Origin of the sequence: Amedibacillus dolichus DSM 3991 (assembly GCF_000154285.1) — a bacterium.
Classification (GTDB): Bacteria; Bacillota_I; Bacilli_A; order Erysipelotrichales; family Erysipelotrichaceae; genus Amedibacillus; species Amedibacillus dolichus.
In genome coordinates this window covers 183,705-200,252 of the sequence record NZ_DS483478.1, presented here as the reverse complement: position 1 = coordinate 200,252, position 16,548 = coordinate 183,705, and the positions used below count along the sequence as shown (strand labels likewise).

Genomic DNA, 16,548 nt, shown 5'->3' with positions numbered 1-16,548 from the left:
TACTAAAGCTCTACTTTTTCTAAATCGCCATACGGAATTTCCGTTGGAGTTTCGCGCCCAAACAAAATCGTTAATACAACCGCTGTCTGTTCATCATCATGAAGTTCCTCTACAGTACCTTCAACATTCGCAAATGCACCGCTGAGAATACGTACACGATCACCAACCTCGAAATCAACCTGTACCTTACGCTCACTCATACCCAAGCGACGCAAGATATTTTCCATTTCTTCCTCGGCAACCGGAAACGGCTTTGCTCCTCCACCACTGGAACCGATAAATCCGGTAACTCCCGGAGTATTTCGCACAATATACCAAGCTTCATCTGTCATGATCATTTCCACAAACAAATATCCGCTAAATAGATTTTTGGTTTTTTCAACCTCTTTACCGTTTTTATATTCAATTTCTTTTTCTTCCGCGACGATAATACGGAATAGCTTATCTTGAAGACCCATTGTTTCGATACGACGTTCAAGATTTTCTCTTACACGATTTTCATGTCCGGCATATGTATTGACAACGTACCACTGTTTTTGATTTTCCTGTTCCATACAATACCCCTCCTACACTCCGATAACACTCAAGAAAGCAGATACAACGACCTGGCAAAGAAAGAAGAAAATGCCTAGGAATAAAACAAAACCAAAGACAATCATGCTATCCTTCATAAGCTGCTTAGGTGTTGGCCACTCAATTTTACGTATTTCACTAACAATTCCACCGATGCTAAACCACTTCATAACATAACCTCCTTATTTTGTTTCCTTATGAATTGTATGCTTTCCGCATTTCTTACAAAACTTTCGAAGCTCAATGCGTTCATTATGCGTTTTCTTGTTTTTTGTTGTTGTATAGTTTCTAGAAAGACATTCGGTGCAAGTCAAAATCACTTTATCGCCCATAAAAAAAACACCTCTTTCTGACCTATTAACTTTATCATAAACTAATCCTTTCGTCAATTCATCTTGATTTCTTTTGTACATTTTTATGAATCAAAAATGATAATGTCTTAGTGTAACGAAGTTGATTTTGTCCTTATGATTGTGCAGGACAAGGGTAACACTATGTGAAACCATATAAATAGATAAGATGTACTAATTGCGATAAATCCTTTATTTTCAAGACTTTCGGAGAATTTTATTAAAATCCTATGAAGTGTGCTAAACACCTATAAAATTATGAGTTTCTAATTTAAATTTACTTTAATAAATATTTTTCAAATGCTTTGTAATTATCAAAATGCACCTCTTTAAAGAACAAAATTAACCAAACAATATACGTTGGTATAGCCATATATGACGTTAAAAAATAAGACAGAAGTGCTCCTATGAACAGTATAGCTGTCCATGTAAAACATTGGTTTCTCATATCACGAGAAATCTGGTATTTATCATACAGTGCCTGTTCTTCTTTAGAAAATGAATTAAATCCTGAAACATATTTTGCAGCTTTATCTTTAAAGAGTGCAAATAAAATTCCCATAGTTCCAAAAGGTATCACTAAAACTACACATGACCAAAATCCTATATTCACAATGTCTACCTCCTCCACGAATTCAAATTTATTGTTCTCTTTAGCATAAATTATATCATTCTAGAAATAAACAGCATTCTTTTTCGAATATTGAAGAAGATTTATTCATCTTGATTTCTTTTGTGTATTTCTTATTTTACGTATCGTACGTGCAACAATATATTCACTGACTTTTAAATCCGTTGCGATTTCCGCATACGTATAACCGTTTTTACGCAGTTCGACTATCTTTTTTTCAAAAGCATTAAGATGCTCCATCGCTTCTTCGATACGCAATAAAACAGACTTGCTAATGGTTTCGTTTTTACTGCTATTTGTTGTATATTGTCCTTCTCCATCACATATAAGATTATCATAAACACTGCCATATCCCTGCGTCATCAAAATTTGCTTATTCACACGTAAATAATCAATCAGTGCACGACGAAGGATATTTTGATAAAAGGAAGCAAAGCTAACCAGCTTGTCCTCACGATAACATTGAATTGCTTGCAGCATTTTCATTGCCGCAAGCTGACGAAAATCGTCTTTGTTATTGTATGCAATATCATGTCTGATAAAATGAAAGATCAAATGACGACTGCATTCATCATAACGCTGTAAAAGCTGTGAGAATGCAGCATCATCTCCTTGGCGAATCATATAAATTAACTCATAATCACTGATTTCTGTCATAATTCCTCCCATACGATAGGGAGTAAGTGTTATAACGGATTTCTTTGAGCATATATTTGATACAATAAAACAGCACATGCTACGGAAGCATTTAAACTCGATACGCTGCCTTCCATTGGCAAACGAACGAAAAAGTCGCAGTTCTTTTTCACTAGCGGACTAATCCCAAAGCCTTCACTGCCAACCACAAGAACAAGGGGCATATCATAGCTTGCTTGGCGGTAATCCTGAGAATTATCAAAATCTGCACCGGCTACCCAAAAGCCTTCCTTTTTTAAGCCCTTTAAGGTTTGCGCAAGATTGGTAACTACCGCAACCTTAACCGTATCAATCGCACCGGTTGATACCTTTGCGACCGTTGGTGTCAGCTTTACACCACGATGCTTGCCGATGATGACTCCATCAACTCCCACACAATCGCAGGTACGAAGAATAGCACCTAAATTATGTGGGTCCTCCAATTCATCAAGCATAACAAAGAGCGGTGTTTTTCCCTTTGGCACACCTGCGACTAATTCTTCTATCGTGTATGTCTTATAGTCATCAATTTTAGCCGCAATTCCTTGATGATTGCTGCCGGAAAACATCGTATCCATTTTTTTGCGGCTATTTACCTTACAAGGAATTTTCCTTTTGCGGATTTCCTGCTCCAACTCTTTATCACGGAAGCCATCAGATAAAATAATCTCATAAACTTTCTTTTTATCCGCTAACAATGCTTTTACAACATTTTTTCCATATACATATTGCGTCATCGTTTTTCTCCTATTGCTTCAATCGCATGCCACAGCTCCATTAAGCGTTCCTCTTGCTTCATTAAATACAAGTAACCAAAAACAGCCTCTAAGCCGGTGGCATAGCGATACGTAATCATATCTGCATTTTTCGCCTTGCTTTTCGGATTGGTATTCCTTCCACGCAGCACGATATCCCATTCTTCCTCACGAAAGAAACTCATTGCTTCTAACTCCTTTAAAAAAGCTGCCTGTGCCTTGGCACTCACCCATGCTTCACTTTTCTTCTGCAATACTCTTGATTGCTGATAGCCTTGAGCCAGTAGCTTTTTACGCACCAACATGGACATTACCGCATCACCCATATAAGCAAGTGCTGTTCCGTTATATTCCTTGATATCCATTAAAGAATGCCTCGTTCTATTAGCTTTGCACGGTACATATCTGCTTGCTCGAAATCTTTTTCCTTAACCGCCGCACGCCATTTTCCATGCAATGCCTTATCTTCATCACTCAACACTAAGCGTTGGCTTTCAATCCCCAAAATATCCAGCATCTTTTCGATACTGACACATTGTTTTGACAGCTTTGCATAGTCTATTTCACGCTGGCGAAGGGTTTGGTTAAATACCTTCACTGCCTCAAACAAAGCCGCAAAGGCATTTGGTGTATTTAAATCATCTTCCATCGCCGCAAGAAATGGCGCAACCAATACTTCATCATGATCCTCACCGATTACATGATCTGCCAAAGACAACTTAACATAGGCTTGCTTTAACGGCTGCATCACTTTCGAAAGCTCCTTACGTGCTGTTTCGATTCCGTCCTCATTGATATTTAATGGGCTGCGATAATGTGTGGAAAGCATCAGCCAACGCAAAACATTTCCACCGATAGAGGCAATCATATCCTTTGCCCAGATAACATTACCAAGGGATTTCGACATTTTTTCTCCGTCGATATTTACCATTCCATTGTGTATCCAATACTTCGCGATTGCCGTTCCATACGCTGCTTTGGACTGCGCTATTTCATTTTCATGATGCGGAAATTTCAAATCCATTCCACCGCCATGAATATCAATGATCGGCTCTTTAAACACATCATTGATCATCACGACACACTCGGTATGCCAGCCCGGACGACCCAAAGACCAAGGAGACTGCCAGCGGATTCCTTCCTCCGTACGCTTCCACAAGGTAAAATCCAAAGGATTTTCCTTTTTGCTGTTTTCGTCAATACGTGCTCCTACCATTAAATCCTCAATCTGTTGATTGGACAGTTTTCCATAATCATCAACGCTATTCACACGAAAATACACATCGCCATCGACAACATACGCATTGCCTTTTTCAACCAATAAATTGATAAATGCAATGATTGCGTCCATTGTTTCCGTTACCTTCGGTGCTGCATCAGGCATCATGGCATGCAAAGATAAACGATCCTCATTATATGCTTTAATAAATTTTTCCGTTATTTCCTTTTCACTTACTCCTGCTTCTTTTGCGACCTTGATGATCTTGTCATCAACATCGGTATAATTTGATACCATTTTTACGTTATATCCGATTGCCTGAAGTGTCCGCTTCAACGTATCGAATACAACGATAGGCCGGACATTTCCAATATGCGGGTAGTTATAAACAGTCGGACCGCACACATACATACGAACCTCGCCTTCATGAAGCGGCTTAAATTCCTCTATACTTTGTGTCATACTATTAAATAGCTTCATTTCCATTTCCTCCTAACAATAAAAAAAGCACCTAATGCAAGGACGCTGCCGCGCGGTTCCACCTTGCTTGAATGCTCCACTTTATCACGTTAACGCCGTAGCTACGTATCTTCTACTTATCGAAGTATCCCTCAAAGGTGCATTCTTTACAACATCACACTTTCTGCTTCCACCGTCCAGAAATCGCTTTTGTGCTATGTATTGTAAATACTTGTCCTTCTCTTTGGTTTCTTGTGTATTTAGTATATCAATGATTATATCTTTCTTCAACAATCATTTCTTATTTTTTGATAATTCCTCACTGATGCTTACAAACTGAGCCAATAAATCCTCACTCATACCCGCAGCCTTTAAATCATGAATATATGCTGCATCTAAATCATCAGCTGCCTTTAAGCCTTCCTTTACCTCATCGCCGTCATTTGTATTCAGCTTTGTCTTTACTGCCATGCCCTCACCTCATTTGTATTCATTGTATGCCAAGAAGGTGAAAAAAGCAAATAAAAAAGACCGAGCATTTACTCGATCCTTTATCATCAATTTCTTAGAATTATGCTAATTCAGAGAAGTATTTGATTGTTCTAACCATCTGGCTAGTGTATGAGTTTTCGTTGTCATACCAAGAAACAACCTGTACCTGAGTGTTTCCATCTTCCATTTCGATAGCCATTGTCTGAGTAGCATCGAATAGAGAACCATAACGCATACCGATGATATCGCTAGAAACGATTTCGTCAGTGTTATATCCGTAAGATTCAGTAGCTGCAGCCTTCATAGCAGCATTGATTTCATCAACTGTAACTTTACCCTTAACTACCGCAACTAGGATAGTTGTAGAACCTGTAGCAGTTGGAACACGCTGTGCAGAACCGATTAGTTTTCCGTTCAATTCAGGAATTACCAAACCGATAGCTTTTGCAGCACCAGTAGAGTTAGGAACGATGTTGCAAGCAGCTGCACGTGAACGGCGAAGATCACCTTTTCTCTGAGGTCCATCAAGAGTCATCTGATCACCTGTGTAAGCATGAACAGTTGTCATGATACCGCTCTGAATTGGAGCAAGCTTGTTAAGTGCATCAGCCATAGGTGCCAAGCAGTTTGTTGTACAAGATGCAGCAGAAATAACTGTATCTTCTGGCTTTAATGTTTCGTGGTTTACGTTGTAAACGATTGTTGGAAGGTCATTTCCTGCTGGTGCAGAAATAACAACCTTACGAGCACCTGCCTGAATGTGTGCTTCTGCTTTTGCTTTTGATGTATAGAAACCAGTACATTCTAATACTACGTCAACACCAAGTTCTCCCCAAGGAAGGTTTTTAGCATCTGCTTCAGCGTAGATAGTGATTTCTTTTCCGTCAACGGTAATTGAGTTTTCACCTGCAACAACTGTATCAGCTTTTGCATAAGTACCCTGTGTTGAATCGTATTTTAATAAGTGTGCAAGCATTTTAGGAGAAGTCAAATCGTTGATTGCAACTACTTCATATCCTTCAGCTCCGAACATTTGTCTGAATGCTAGACGTCCGATACGTCCAAATCCATTAATAGCAACTTTTACTGTCATCTTCAAAGTCCTCCTTTTTAACCTCCTTTATTATACGTATTATCATTTGGAATGTCAATTGAGATTTCTTTCACTTGTGCAAATTTTATCACGCTTTTTTTACCTTTCGAGCGGTTTCGATAAAGCGGTATTAAAAACCATGCGATATGCATACTTATGGAAAGAGAAAAGGAAGTGATCTACTTGGTAATCGTACCGACAATTATAGAGAAAAACATCAATGGTGAGCATGCTTACGATTTATATTCCTGTCTTTTGAAGGAGCGCATTATTATCCTCTGCGGAGAAATCGACGATGCCATGTCTGCCTCTATCTGTGCACAGCTTTTATATTTATCCACATGTTCCAAAGCTCCTATTCAGCTATACATCAATTCCAATGGCGGCAGCGTTACAGCCGGATTAGCCATTTATGATATCATGCACTATATTCCCTGTGAAGTATCAACGATTTGTATGGGAATGTGTGCAAGTATGGCGGCAGTGTTACTTTGTGCCGGAAGCAATGGAAAACGTTTTGCATTGGCGAATAGTGAAATTATGATCCATCAGCCGCTTGGTGGTATGCAAGGACAAGCTATTGATATGGAAATCGCTGCTCAGCATATCCAACAGGTTAAAGAAAAGTTATACCAAATTCTTTGCAAGCACACCAAACAGGATAAAGATATTATCATTCGTGATTGTGATCGCGATTTTTATATGAACGCAAAGCAAGCTCTAGACTATGGAATGGTTGATGAAATCATCACAAATCCAATAGTTTCCTAAGTGTAATATATTCTATCATTCCTCTACTAATTGACAAGTAAACTTGGCTAATATATAATATAGTTACCAAGAAAACTTGGCAAAGGAGGGGCATCATGAATAAGGAAGATATTTTAAAACGCAGCAGAGAAGAAAATAGCAAGGGCGATGAATTGGTAATTCAGCAGAAAGAAAATTCAATGAATAACAGTTATCTTGTAACTAACGCTTGTATCTCGATACTTGCATTATCCTGTTATATGGGAATTACTACCGGAAACATTGCAATCTTCAATATGCAGTTTCGGCTAGTAGATATTCTATTTGCTATATTGTTTCTCTCTTTCTTAACCGAAAATGGAACTAAATATGCATATTTTAAACATAAACGCCATCTTTTCCTTGCGATTTTTTGGTTATGCCTCTTAATAACTGACATTGTGTTGATGCTTAAAGGAGGATTATCATGAATAAGGAAGATATTTTAAAACGCAGCAGAGAGGAAAACAGCAAGGGCGATGAATTGGAAATTCAAAAAAAAGAAACTGCACAAAATAATGGCTATTTTTTTGCAGAAACCTGTTTATTCATACTAGCTGTTTCATGTGATTTCGGCATCACAAGTGGAACCGTAGCCATCTTTGAAAAACAATTTATATTAAAAGATGTCTTATGGCTTACAATGTTTTTAACGAGTGCAATAGAATACGGTAGTAAGTATCTTTATCTAAGACAGAAAAGACATCTTATCTATACTATATTTTGGTTGGTTGGCGTAATCGCATGTTTGATCACCATGTTTCGATCATAAAAGGATATGCCTATGGACGAGAAATTGATTTTAAAAAATCATTTAAAAGAAGTTAGAAGTGAAAAAGGATTATCACAGGAGCGATTATCACAAATAGTAGGTGTTTCACGTAATACCATAAGTTCAATTGAAACCGGACAATTCAATCCTACTGCAAAACTAGCCTTGATTTTATGTATTGCTTTGGATAAGAAGTTTGAGGAGCTTTTTTACTTCGATGAATAGCTATGGCTGTTTTTAAGTTTCCACTGTATGATGAACTTATTTATAATATGTGCAAATAAAAAAATCCACTTCAAATGGATTTTTTTAATATTTCGGCAGTGGTCTGCCTAATTCTTCGCAAATTTCTTCCACATAAGCTTTTGCACTTGCTACATAGATAGCACTTTTATGAAAGCAAGATAAAGAATTATAGAAATATGTCAAAGCTTCTTCTTTGTTATCTAACAAATAATACTGCTTACCGATCATATATACTAGAACACCTAAGCCAAAACCGTTGAATTGCTTAGAATTGATTTCATCTTCCATAACTTCAATCAAATCCGTTGCACCGTTAATCATAACATCAAATGCCTGTTCATTATATGTGTATGCTCTTGGTTCACCAAGTGCCTTGATTTCCTCAAGCATGCGTGCAGCATATTCCTGATCCTTTTTTAAAAGGAAATAATGCAAATATAATTCTAAAAATTCCTTGCGTTTCTCCTGAGGATAGTCCTTTTTCACGACCTCCATCAGCACTTCCTTAAATTTCAGATCATCACCCAAGCGTGTATATGCCTTCACTCGATACAAATCACATACATAAGAGCCAATGAAACGCTGATATATCGCTCGATTGCTCATATCAACAACCTCCGGATAGCGCTCAGAGTGCATAGCCTTGGTAAGCTTAGTTACGTAATGATTCTTTAAAATATAATAAAGGAAGATACATGCTAAAATCGTACATAATACTCCAATGGTTATATAATTCATACAACTGCCTCGTTTCTTATATATTTTGCAAAAGACCACAGAAAGTTTCTGTGGTCTTTATTTTGATGCTTTTTACATCTAAAGCAGAATGAGAGAGCTCTGATTTCTGCCATTTTCTCTGCTAAGCAAAGAAATAGGTTAATTACAGTTGAACAATATAAATTATTCAGCTGCAGGTAATTCATACCATTCAACAAGTGGGTTGTATCCACCGTTGATACCAGCACCGTTTTCATCGATAGCTTTAGAATCACCTGTCCAAATACCGAATGCACAACCTAAAATACCTACAACTAGGATCAAGATGATACATTTGATTGGAGTCCAACCTTTTTTGATCAATGCATATAGACCTAAAGTGATTAGTAATGGGATCAATTTAGGAAGAACACCATCGATCAAGCCCTGTACGTTGATTGCTGGATCAGCAATAGCGATACGAACAGTAGTTCCACCATAGTTAGCAATCAATGCACCTACAGTGAAGATACCAAGGATAGAAGCAGCACGAGTGAATTCTTTCGCATTGCTAGTAAGCATAGTTACAGCCTTTGTACCAAGGTTGTAAGACCAATGCATTAACCACCAACGAATTACGAACTGGAATGCGTTGAAGATAACTAGGAACAAGATAGCACCAACGATGCTCTTCTGTTCCAATGCCATGTTAGCAGTAATACCTGCAGTGATTGGCACTAATGTCAACCAGAACAATGCATCACCGATACCACCAAGTGGACCAGCAGCAGAGATACGTACAGAACGGATTGTCTGTGTATCAGCTTTGTTCTGTTCTAGTGATAATACGATACCCATAACGAATGTTACTAGGAATGGGTGAGTATTTAAGAAGTCAAGGTTGTGAGCCATAGAAGCCTTCAAGTCTTCTTTGTTTGTATGAATTTTCTGAAGACCTGGAAGGATACCCCATAACCAACCTGCAGCCTGCATTCTTTCATAGTTGAATGAAGCCTGCAAGAAGCATGACATCCATACCATTTTGTTTAATGTTTTCTTATCCAGCTGTGGAGCTGGTGTTAAGTCTTGATATTTTTCTGGAATATTATATGCCATCAGACTCACCTCCTACAAAAGAACCTGCACTTGCTTTGATTTTAGACTGTGTCTGGTAGTCGTAAAGTGCAACTGCTAAACCAACGAATGCACACATCAACAATGTAGCACCACTGATTGCCGGAATGTTCTGGCAAATGTTAGCCATAACGAAACCTGCAAGCAAGAAGCCCCACATTTCGCCTGACATCATAACTTTCATTAGGATAGCGAAACCTACGAACTTCATAGCTCCACCAGCAGCATCTAAACCAGCCATTACCCAAGAGAACTGGAATGAGAAGTCGCGAAGTGTACCACCTAGAAGTTTACCACCGTAAACACCTGCAACAGCTAGAGCACCGAACAATACACCCAAGATGCACATTTCAATGTAGTTAACCATTGCGATACCTTTTGGATCTGCTTCTTCAGCAGCCTTATCAGCTTTAGCCATAAGACCTGACATGATTGTAAATGTCAATGTTACAGCATACTGTCCGAATACTGCGAAAGGAATTGCAAGACCTACGGCAAGACCAACGCCATCAGCAGTTGGTTCAAGATTCATAGATACTGCGAATACTGCAGTCATGATTGTACCCATGATTGCGTTAGGAGGCTGAGCTCCACCGATTGGCATTGAAACAATCTGAACTAGCTGGTAAGCACCACCAACTACAATACCAAGTTCGAAGTTACCAAGAATAGCACCAATAGCTGGTCCTAAGACGATTGGTTGGTAAAGAGACTCTAGGAAACTGAACTGGTCAATACCTGCAATAAAGGCTACAACGAAGATTAGAAGAGCCTGAATAATGCTTATTTCCATTGTGTTTCTCCTTTCAATTCAATTTTAGAAACGAATTTTGAAATTCTTATTTAAATAATTTTTCAATACTTTCTGCCGGAGTATCAGGTACACGCTTGATTTCAAGTTCTACACCTAGCTCCTGCAATTTTTTGAAGCATGCAACATCATCATCATCAACTGCTACGGAAGTAGCTACCTGACGTTTACCTTCTGCCATGTGCATGTTTCCGATGTTAAGCTTTGTGATAGGAACTCCACCCTCTACTAGACGAAGTACGTCCTGTGGATTCTCACAAATAATCGCAATTTTCTGAGCAGGACTAGCCTTCCCGATAATTGCACAAGTTTTTTCGATCGTGAAAAATCTTGTTTGTGCATACGCAGGTGCAGCCATGTTCATAAGTCCCTGACGGAATTCATCACCGGCAACCTTGTCGTTTGCGACCAACAATAAGTTAGCGCCAACAACACCACACCATTGTGTTGCAACCTGTCCGTGAATTAGACGATTGTCAATTCGCGTTAATACAATGTTTGGCATTTTGCTCTCTCCTTTCTACCAACATAAACTTTAATTGATTTTCTTGACCCCTGATGAGGTGGGGTTTAGAATAGAAAACCCTTTCAAGTCGATTAGATTTTTGCACAAATCTGCAGATATTTCTTTACACTTTTTATTTGTGATTTTGCACTTTTTAACAACTTGCATTGATTTTTTTATTATTTTCATCGCAATTTACGTTTTTATCCATACGTATATCAAAAAAACACATATTATGTGATTTCATGTCAATCCTTGTCGAAATTTATGACACAAAGCTAAAATCCCAAACTTGAAAAAGCTTTCAAACCATGTAACTGATTTCATCAATATTTTTGCAAAATAAACGGCATTTCTTTTGTCCAATAATCATAAATTTTGATATACTAAATACAGAAAAAGTCAGAGGTGTATCACAATGTTTAATAAAACAACCAGCTTCATTTTTAATAAATACGGGGAAATCGTTAGCGAAATCAATCGCCGGCAGGCACAAAAATTAAGTGTCTCCACACTGCGATTAAAAGATAAAAGCTTTGACAAATTTTATTTTTACGATTGTGATGTATTCGTGAAAGTAACCTCCGGTATCGTGATGCTGGTTGTCAGCAACGATGAAACTGCCAAGGAATATGAGCGTTTTGTTATCCATCGCTATATAAAAATAAAGAAAGGTGTAGAGTTTAACTTTTTATGTATTTCTTCCAATGCCAAGGTAGAAATCGAAACCGAAGCACATGCCAAACGCCACAGCATTCCTACCTATGAGGAAACTCCGATCGTTTACGAACCGATTGTATCCCACATCAATATTAAAGAAATTTTAGCCTATTACTATCAGGTGCGTAATGCTAACTATACCTTTGAAGGTGAAAAGCATGATTATTGGGAATTGACATTCATTGATAACGGAGAATTGGAAACAACCGTTGATGGTGAAACCTATGAACTAGACGAAATGGATTTTATTCTCTATGCTCCGGGACAGTACCATACCCAAAGAACCGGAAACAGCAAATCCTGTTCCTATTTGACTTTACTATTTGAAATGGATACGCCTGATCCCTATTTACTAACGAATCGTGTTTACCATTCTCATCGTGATATTCATTCGGCAATGAACAATCTTATCAAAATCAGCAACAACGAAATGCTGTATGATGGTGAACTTATGCTTTGTTACCTCAAGGAACTGATCATTCGCATTCTGCAATACGATTTTTTAGAAAGCTCTCCGATTGCTTCTACCCCTACGCAGCAACGCTTTGAGAATGAATTATTAAATGAAATTATTATTTATATTAATGATAATATATACGAACAGCTAACGATTGAAGAAATATGTATGAAGTTCTCCATTTCCCGCTCTAGCTTGCAAACTCTATTTAAAAATAATCTAGGAGTAGCACCGAAACATTATATCAGCGATATCAAACTGAAAAAAAGCAAGCTTTTAATCAAAGAAAGTGTTTATACGATTAGTGAGATTTCCAGTATGCTGGGCTTTACCTCGATTCATTATTTTTCCAGAAAATTTAAACAGCACTTCGGCATCACTCCCAGCGATTATGCCAAAACACTTTATAATTAGAAAAAGCATTCGCCTTATGAATGCTTTTTCTTTGCTCTCCTTTTTACAAACAAATAAAAAGCGAGATTTCCTCGCTTTTCTTATGCTTAAATACCGTCTTCAGGAATTTCCTGTTTAACAGGTACAAATTCATAGCGAACAACCTGATCCTTACCTGTGTTCATTGCCATATCTGTAAGTGCACCTAAATCTTCAATGAATTTACGTGCCATATTAACTTCGATCATCATTGGAAGGTTTGTTCCCGCAAGAACTTCAACGTTTCCTTTTGGATAACCGATGGTTACTGCAGTTTTGAATGGAGAACCTCCACCTAAGTCAGAAAGTACAAGGATACCTTCGCAGTCCTTCAATTCATCAAATGCCTTTGTTAATTCTCTTTCCAAATCTTCTACGGAATATTCCGGCAAGAAATCTACTGCTACATAGTTTTCCGGATCTCCGGCGATTAGCTTTAAAGAGCTAGTTAGACCGGAAGCAAAATTTCCGTGTCCTGTTACGATTAAACCGATCATTCTTTTATTTCCTCCTGTAATTTTCTTATTTCTTTGTGTATGGGTGAAGAATTACACCTTTAACTACACGATTGACTTCTCCACTTGGACATGGATTATCACTTGTGATGTCATAAGATAGAGATTTAAACAATGCTAAAATTTGCGCAACTGTGATATAGCAGAATCCTAGATATGCATTGTTGTGTTCTTTTTCAAGATCACAAGAAACCGCATAATCAACCAAGCCTGCAATTTCATCGTCCATCTTATTCATAACAGCCATCAGCTTGTTGCCTTTACGCTGTCCGCTCATTTCCTTGATAAGATCTAATTCATACTGACGAGTGTAAGCATCATCACTTACATAAACAACTGTCAATGTGTTGTCATTAACGATAGACTTAGGTCCATGACGGAAGCCCATAGGTGTATCAAACATAGTAGCTACTTTACCGGCAGTAAGCTCCAGCATCTTTAACTGGCTTTCCTGAGCTACACCCTTCAAGCAGTTAGCGCCTAGATAAACGATACGATCGAAGTTGTATGTATCCACAACATTCTTCATTTCGTCCCATTTGTTTGCCAATAGCTTTTCAGTAGCTGTGATTACATCTTCCAATTCTGCCTTCACAGCATCAAGCTCATCTAAATTGAAGCATAACAATGTCGCAAGCATCATGTTAGAATAGCTTGAAGTCATCGCAAAGCTTTGATCATGTGTTTCCGGAGTTAAGTTGATTGCATAAGCATTATTTCTTGAAGCAGCTGCTTTTGATAATGCACCCTCATGATTACAAGTAATGAATAAGTGATAGATGTTGTCTCCACAAACTTCATCTGCAACCTCTACTGCACCAACGGATTCCGGAGAGTTTCCGCTGCGTCCGTAAGATACCAATAATGTTGGCTTGTTTTGAGATAAGTAGTTTTCCGGAGTCGCTACGATATCTGTTGTACCATAAGATTTAATTTTGAAATTTGTCTTTGCTGCCAAGAAAGAATAGATCGCATTTCCGACAAATTCACTTGTTCCCGCACCTGTCAAGATGATATCATAATCATCATGCTTTGTAACATTTGCAATAAATGCCGCAATTTCTTCCTTTGCATCTTCTACCTGCTTAATTGTTTTTCTCCAAGTAGCTGGCTGCTGATTGATTTCGGTAGCTGTAAAGATGGCCTTTAGAGCTTCCCATTCATTTGTTGATTTTCCGAAAATCATGTTTTCACTCCTTTTCTAGATTTACCTACGAAATCTCTTTCATTTACGCTCTCATTATATAATATGGTTTGTAAAAAAACAACGAGTTAAAATCAATATTGTTAATTTGTGCAAAATGTTCGCTAATTTAATATCCTGTTTTACTTTACGAAAAAAACAATACCATATATAATGTAACCTAGAGGTGAAAATCATGGCTAAAAAAGAACTAAGCAAAAAAGAACAGCTGAAACAAAATCGTAAAAAACTGGCGGAAGAACTTTCCGGAATGCATATATATAAGGATAATCATAATCGCTATGTATATTATGACATTTTCACAAAAAACGGATATGTAATTTCCAATGTTCCATCTTATCGAAACTATGCAAACCGTTTCATACTAGCAGCAGTTGTCGGTATTTTGGTATATACCTTTGATTTCGGAAAATGGACACTGCCATTCGCTCTTGGTGCCGCCCTGCTTGTTTGGGCAGTTATGGAATATAAATTCCGTTCCTTCCTAAGACACCAAACATTGATTATGAATTTTCAGCCAAAGGAACGTCCGCCGAGAATTCTTACTGCCGCAAGCTCAGAGGGCAAGAAAATCGTTTTGAAAATTGTCCTATACATCGTGTTTGCCGGCTTGATCATCGCTCTTCCGTTTGCGGATAAATCGAATACCGATACAACACGAGTTGTTATTTGCGTGGCAATCGGTATCATCGCTTTAGGTATGGCTTGCTATCAGGGATATGCCTTAAGCTATAAAAAGAAACACAACATTGAGGATCGCTACTAAGCGATCTTTTTTAATAAAAAAGGCATTTTGCCTAATAATACTCGTGATTCCACAAGGGCTTTCTCACGATTGCAAATGCCTCTTTTACATTTCTTGCTTTTCCATTATACAGCTTGTTAAACAGCTGATAATTATTGATACGAGCCATAAGATACGGCTGCTTTTTCGGAATTGCCAAAGGAAAAACCTTTTCAATATGCTCATGCTTGGAAACAACCAATGTGATTTCCTCGTGTACTCCCAAAGCTTTTTTCAAAAGTCGTTTTAGGATTGCCGAGTCCATATACACCGCTTCGTGTACGATCACCTCGTTTTTGCGAAGTGTTGAAATCACATAGCCTTTGACCTCACGATGCTCATTACGATAAACACTCAACTGCTTTCCTCCAAGACGCAGTTCCTCCAACAACAGCTCATAATACTTTATATCGCGTACATGATAACCATCAAAACGCTTGGTAAACTGCTTATAAATATACAACAACTCCTCGGCTGTCGCATGATCAAATACACGTAACGGCTTAATCCCATGCAAATACGCTTTGCCAATCGTATAGGCTTTGCGTTCATACACAACCTCAAAGCCATAACGTGCATACGCCTTAGGATTAAATGCCTTCATAAAGCTAATCAGACAATTATGCTCTGCCTCATCTAGCATCGACTCCATCAAAGCATTAAAATGTCCTCGGCGGCGATAATCCGGTAAGGTCGAAGCTCCTAATAAATAGCTGCATTTCAACAATTTCCCATGAAAGTTCATTACATGATAATTCATGTGCAGGGAGCTGATGATCAAATCATCTTGCTTTTTCACAACGGTAATTCCATCATCGTAAATATGATCAAAGTAAAACCGCAAATATGCCTCGTCCTGTGTCGGATAGCACAGCTTCCACAAATGCAAAATTTCGTCCTTTTCCTGCCTTTCTGCGTCCTTGATCATAGCTACTTACTCCTCTTCCTCTCGCTCGCTATATTCTACATCAATAATATCCTCACTTGGATTGGTATTATCCTGTTCAAAGGTATAAATGATTTCCTCATCTTCCTCTAAATGCTTCATCATCTTTCTACGTAAATACCAAATATAAATACCCACTGCTGCAACGATAATCAGCACAAGCGGCAAAATGATCGGCAACAAAAAGGCGATTATTCCGATAATACACAACAATATAAGTATTGATATGATGGTTTCCATAAATATAACCCACTTTCTTTTTTTCATTATAATACAAATTCATCAGAATG

The 16,548-nt window shown here is 38.0% G+C and carries 24 protein-coding genes and 1 other annotated feature; of the genes, 6 read left to right on the top strand and 18 right to left on the bottom strand.

Translation table 11 applies throughout. The features are described 5' to 3' along the window. Positions 1-2: 2 nt before the first annotated feature. From nusG to gap, 10 genes are all read right to left on the bottom strand, one after another. On the bottom strand, positions 3-554 hold the full coding sequence (nusG, locus tag EUBDOL_RS10420) for a transcription termination/antitermination protein NusG (protein WP_004800929.1): 552 nt from the start codon (positions 552-554) through the stop codon (positions 3-5). 12 nt (positions 555-566) lie between these two features. Then, on the bottom strand, positions 567-743 hold the full coding sequence (gene secE, locus EUBDOL_RS10415; RefSeq protein WP_004800928.1) for a preprotein translocase subunit SecE: 177 nt from the start codon (positions 741-743) through the stop codon (positions 567-569). A 12-nt stretch (positions 744-755) separates the two neighbouring features. Beyond that, on the bottom strand, positions 756-905 hold the full coding sequence (rpmG, locus tag EUBDOL_RS10410) for a 50S ribosomal protein L33 (protein ID WP_022420065.1): 150 nt from the start codon (positions 903-905) through the stop codon (positions 756-758). A 295-nt stretch (positions 906-1,200) separates the two neighbouring features. Then, complete coding sequence (locus tag EUBDOL_RS10405) at positions 1,201-1,536, bottom strand: DUF3784 domain-containing protein (RefSeq protein ID WP_040463823.1); 336 nt, start codon at positions 1,534-1,536, stop codon at positions 1,201-1,203. A 105-nt stretch (positions 1,537-1,641) separates the two neighbouring features. After that, positions 1,642-2,211, bottom strand: coding sequence for a sigma-70 family RNA polymerase sigma factor (locus EUBDOL_RS10400; RefSeq protein ID WP_040463821.1), 570 nt, complete (start codon positions 2,209-2,211; stop codon positions 1,642-1,644). A gap of 29 nt (positions 2,212-2,240) precedes the next feature. Next, positions 2,241-2,966: a 23S rRNA (guanosine(2251)-2'-O)-methyltransferase RlmB gene (gene rlmB, locus EUBDOL_RS10395; RefSeq protein WP_004800924.1), complete on the bottom strand. Its 726-nt coding sequence runs from the start codon at positions 2,964-2,966 to the stop codon at positions 2,241-2,243. Next, on the bottom strand, positions 2,963-3,349 hold the full coding sequence (locus EUBDOL_RS10390) for a Mini-ribonuclease 3 (RefSeq protein WP_004800923.1): 387 nt from the start codon (positions 3,347-3,349) through the stop codon (positions 2,963-2,965). Before EUBDOL_RS10390 ends, rlmB begins: the two co-directional genes overlap by 4 nt. After that, positions 3,349-4,683, bottom strand: a complete 1,335-nt coding sequence (gene cysS / locus EUBDOL_RS10385) for a cysteine--tRNA ligase (RefSeq protein WP_040463820.1) — start codon at positions 4,681-4,683, stop codon at positions 3,349-3,351. The genes EUBDOL_RS10390 and cysS overlap by 1 nt, the downstream gene beginning before the upstream one ends. Positions 4,684-4,718: 35 nt before the next feature. Continuing rightward, positions 4,719-4,916 (bottom strand) — a binding site (T-box leader). A gap of 40 nt (positions 4,917-4,956) precedes the next feature. Beyond that, positions 4,957-5,133 (bottom strand): hypothetical protein, encoded by a 177-nt coding sequence (locus tag EUBDOL_RS11595; protein WP_004800921.1) that lies wholly within the window; start codon positions 5,131-5,133, stop codon positions 4,957-4,959. A 100-nt stretch (positions 5,134-5,233) separates the two neighbouring features. Continuing rightward, positions 5,234-6,247 (bottom strand): type I glyceraldehyde-3-phosphate dehydrogenase, encoded by a 1,014-nt coding sequence (gap, locus tag EUBDOL_RS10380; RefSeq protein ID WP_004800920.1) that lies wholly within the window; start codon positions 6,245-6,247, stop codon positions 5,234-5,236. A gap of 156 nt (positions 6,248-6,403) precedes the next feature. Here gap and EUBDOL_RS10375 point away from each other — a divergent pair, with 156 nt between their 5' ends. The 4 genes from EUBDOL_RS10375 (at position 6,404) to EUBDOL_RS10360 (ending at position 8,033) form a co-directional block, all read left to right on the top strand. Further along, positions 6,404-7,018, top strand: a complete 615-nt coding sequence (locus tag EUBDOL_RS10375) for an ATP-dependent Clp protease proteolytic subunit (protein WP_004800918.1) — start codon at positions 6,404-6,406, stop codon at positions 7,016-7,018. 95 nt (positions 7,019-7,113) lie between these two features. Then, positions 7,114-7,467 carry a DUF6442 family protein gene (locus EUBDOL_RS10370; protein ID WP_004800917.1) on the top strand — a complete coding sequence of 118 codons (354 nt, stop codon included), beginning with the start codon at positions 7,114-7,116 and terminating at the stop codon, positions 7,465-7,467. Further along, the gene (locus EUBDOL_RS10365; protein WP_004800916.1) at positions 7,464-7,808 is read left to right on the top strand and encodes a DUF6442 family protein; all 345 of its coding nucleotides are present in this window, start codon (positions 7,464-7,466) and stop codon (positions 7,806-7,808) included. The genes EUBDOL_RS10370 and EUBDOL_RS10365 overlap by 4 nt, the downstream gene beginning before the upstream one ends. Positions 7,809-7,820: 12 nt before the next feature. Next, entirely contained in the window at positions 7,821-8,033 is a 213-nt protein-coding gene (locus tag EUBDOL_RS10360) for a helix-turn-helix transcriptional regulator (protein ID WP_022420059.1), read from the top strand. Between the two features lie 84 nt (positions 8,034-8,117). Here EUBDOL_RS10360 and EUBDOL_RS10355 read toward each other — a convergent pair whose 3' ends face one another. From EUBDOL_RS10355 to agaV, 4 genes are all read right to left on the bottom strand, one after another. Then, positions 8,118-8,792, bottom strand: a complete 675-nt coding sequence (locus EUBDOL_RS10355; RefSeq protein WP_004800914.1) for a hypothetical protein — start codon at positions 8,790-8,792, stop codon at positions 8,118-8,120. 162 nt (positions 8,793-8,954) lie between these two features. Next, complete coding sequence (locus EUBDOL_RS10350) at positions 8,955-9,866, bottom strand: PTS system mannose/fructose/sorbose family transporter subunit IID (RefSeq protein WP_004800913.1); 912 nt, start codon at positions 9,864-9,866, stop codon at positions 8,955-8,957. After that, on the bottom strand, positions 9,856-10,677 hold the full coding sequence (locus EUBDOL_RS10345) for a PTS sugar transporter subunit IIC (RefSeq protein WP_004800912.1): 822 nt from the start codon (positions 10,675-10,677) through the stop codon (positions 9,856-9,858). The genes EUBDOL_RS10350 and EUBDOL_RS10345 overlap by 11 nt, the downstream gene beginning before the upstream one ends. Before the next feature lie 46 nt (positions 10,678-10,723). After that, complete coding sequence (gene agaV / locus EUBDOL_RS10340) at positions 10,724-11,200, bottom strand: PTS N-acetylgalactosamine transporter subunit IIB (protein ID WP_004800911.1); 477 nt, start codon at positions 11,198-11,200, stop codon at positions 10,724-10,726. Positions 11,201-11,618: 418 nt separating this feature from the next. On the opposite strand from agaV, the gene EUBDOL_RS10335 reads away from it, so the two are divergent. Beyond that, on the top strand, positions 11,619-12,791 hold the full coding sequence (locus EUBDOL_RS10335) for a helix-turn-helix transcriptional regulator (protein WP_004800910.1): 1,173 nt from the start codon (positions 11,619-11,621) through the stop codon (positions 12,789-12,791). Positions 12,792-12,877: 86 nt separating this feature from the next. Here the strand turns inward: EUBDOL_RS10335 and agaF are convergent, their stop codons facing one another. After that, positions 12,878-13,306, bottom strand: a complete 429-nt coding sequence (gene agaF / locus EUBDOL_RS10330) for a PTS galactosamine/N-acetylgalactosamine transporter subunit IIA (protein WP_004800909.1) — start codon at positions 13,304-13,306, stop codon at positions 12,878-12,880. Positions 13,307-13,331: 25 nt separating this feature from the next. Beyond that, positions 13,332-14,510, bottom strand: a complete 1,179-nt coding sequence (locus EUBDOL_RS10325) for an SIS domain-containing protein (RefSeq protein ID WP_004800908.1) — start codon at positions 14,508-14,510, stop codon at positions 13,332-13,334. A gap of 193 nt (positions 14,511-14,703) precedes the next feature. On the opposite strand from EUBDOL_RS10325, the gene EUBDOL_RS10320 reads away from it, so the two are divergent. Then, positions 14,704-15,294 carry a hypothetical protein gene (locus EUBDOL_RS10320; protein WP_004800907.1) on the top strand — a complete coding sequence of 197 codons (591 nt, stop codon included), beginning with the start codon at positions 14,704-14,706 and terminating at the stop codon, positions 15,292-15,294. 31 nt (positions 15,295-15,325) lie between these two features. Here EUBDOL_RS10320 and EUBDOL_RS10315 read toward each other — a convergent pair whose 3' ends face one another. After that, positions 15,326-16,240, bottom strand: coding sequence for a GNAT family N-acetyltransferase (locus tag EUBDOL_RS10315; protein ID WP_004800906.1), 915 nt, complete (start codon positions 16,238-16,240; stop codon positions 15,326-15,328). A gap of 6 nt (positions 16,241-16,246) precedes the next feature. Continuing rightward, positions 16,247-16,498, bottom strand: coding sequence for a hypothetical protein (locus EUBDOL_RS10310; protein ID WP_040463817.1), 252 nt, complete (start codon positions 16,496-16,498; stop codon positions 16,247-16,249). Positions 16,499-16,548: the final 50 nt, after the last annotated feature.

Excerpts from the sequence above, each read along its gene's own strand:
- EUBDOL_RS10325 (WP_004800908.1), bottom strand. The coding sequence starts at position 14,510 with ATGATTTTCGGAAAATCAACAAATGAATGGGAAGCTCTAAAGGCCATC.
- EUBDOL_RS10390 (WP_004800923.1), bottom strand. The coding sequence starts at position 3,349 with ATGGATATCAAGGAATATAACGGAACAGCACTTGCTTATATGGGTGAT.
- EUBDOL_RS10310 (WP_040463817.1), bottom strand. The coding sequence starts at position 16,498 with ATGGAAACCATCATATCAATACTTATATTGTTGTGTATTATCGGAATA.
- cysS (WP_040463820.1), bottom strand. The coding sequence starts at position 4,683 with ATGAAGCTATTTAATAGTATGACACAAAGTATAGAGGAATTTAAGCCG.
- EUBDOL_RS10365 (WP_004800916.1), top strand. The coding sequence starts at position 7,464 with ATGAATAAGGAAGATATTTTAAAACGCAGCAGAGAGGAAAACAGCAAG.
- EUBDOL_RS10370 (WP_004800917.1), top strand. The coding sequence starts at position 7,114 with ATGAATAAGGAAGATATTTTAAAACGCAGCAGAGAAGAAAATAGCAAG.
- EUBDOL_RS10345 (WP_004800912.1), bottom strand. The coding sequence starts at position 10,677 with ATGGAAATAAGCATTATTCAGGCTCTTCTAATCTTCGTTGTAGCCTTT.
- EUBDOL_RS10360 (WP_022420059.1), top strand. The coding sequence starts at position 7,821 with ATGGACGAGAAATTGATTTTAAAAAATCATTTAAAAGAAGTTAGAAGT.
- EUBDOL_RS10335 (WP_004800910.1), top strand. The coding sequence starts at position 11,619 with ATGTTTAATAAAACAACCAGCTTCATTTTTAATAAATACGGGGAAATC.
- nusG (WP_004800929.1), bottom strand. The coding sequence starts at position 554 with ATGGAACAGGAAAATCAAAAACAGTGGTACGTTGTCAATACATATGCC.
- secE (WP_004800928.1), bottom strand. The coding sequence starts at position 743 with ATGAAGTGGTTTAGCATCGGTGGAATTGTTAGTGAAATACGTAAAATT.
- EUBDOL_RS11595 (WP_004800921.1), bottom strand. The coding sequence starts at position 5,133 with ATGGCAGTAAAGACAAAGCTGAATACAAATGACGGCGATGAGGTAAAG.
- EUBDOL_RS10350 (WP_004800913.1), bottom strand. The coding sequence starts at position 9,866 with ATGGCATATAATATTCCAGAAAAATATCAAGACTTAACACCAGCTCCA.
- EUBDOL_RS10355 (WP_004800914.1), bottom strand. The coding sequence starts at position 8,792 with ATGAATTATATAACCATTGGAGTATTATGTACGATTTTAGCATGTATC.
- agaF (WP_004800909.1), bottom strand. The coding sequence starts at position 13,306 with ATGATCGGTTTAATCGTAACAGGACACGGAAATTTTGCTTCCGGTCTA.
- EUBDOL_RS10315 (WP_004800906.1), bottom strand. The coding sequence starts at position 16,240 with ATGATCAAGGACGCAGAAAGGCAGGAAAAGGACGAAATTTTGCATTTG.
- gap (WP_004800920.1), bottom strand. The coding sequence starts at position 6,247 with ATGACAGTAAAAGTTGCTATTAATGGATTTGGACGTATCGGACGTCTA.
- EUBDOL_RS10375 (WP_004800918.1), top strand. The coding sequence starts at position 6,404 with ATGGAAAGAGAAAAGGAAGTGATCTACTTGGTAATCGTACCGACAATT.
- rpmG (WP_022420065.1), bottom strand. The coding sequence starts at position 905 with ATGGGCGATAAAGTGATTTTGACTTGCACCGAATGTCTTTCTAGAAAC.
- EUBDOL_RS10320 (WP_004800907.1), top strand. The coding sequence starts at position 14,704 with ATGGCTAAAAAAGAACTAAGCAAAAAAGAACAGCTGAAACAAAATCGT.
- rlmB (WP_004800924.1), bottom strand. The coding sequence starts at position 2,966 with ATGACGCAATATGTATATGGAAAAAATGTTGTAAAAGCATTGTTAGCG.
- agaV (WP_004800911.1), bottom strand. The coding sequence starts at position 11,200 with ATGCCAAACATTGTATTAACGCGAATTGACAATCGTCTAATTCACGGA.
- EUBDOL_RS10400 (WP_040463821.1), bottom strand. The coding sequence starts at position 2,211 with ATGACAGAAATCAGTGATTATGAGTTAATTTATATGATTCGCCAAGGA.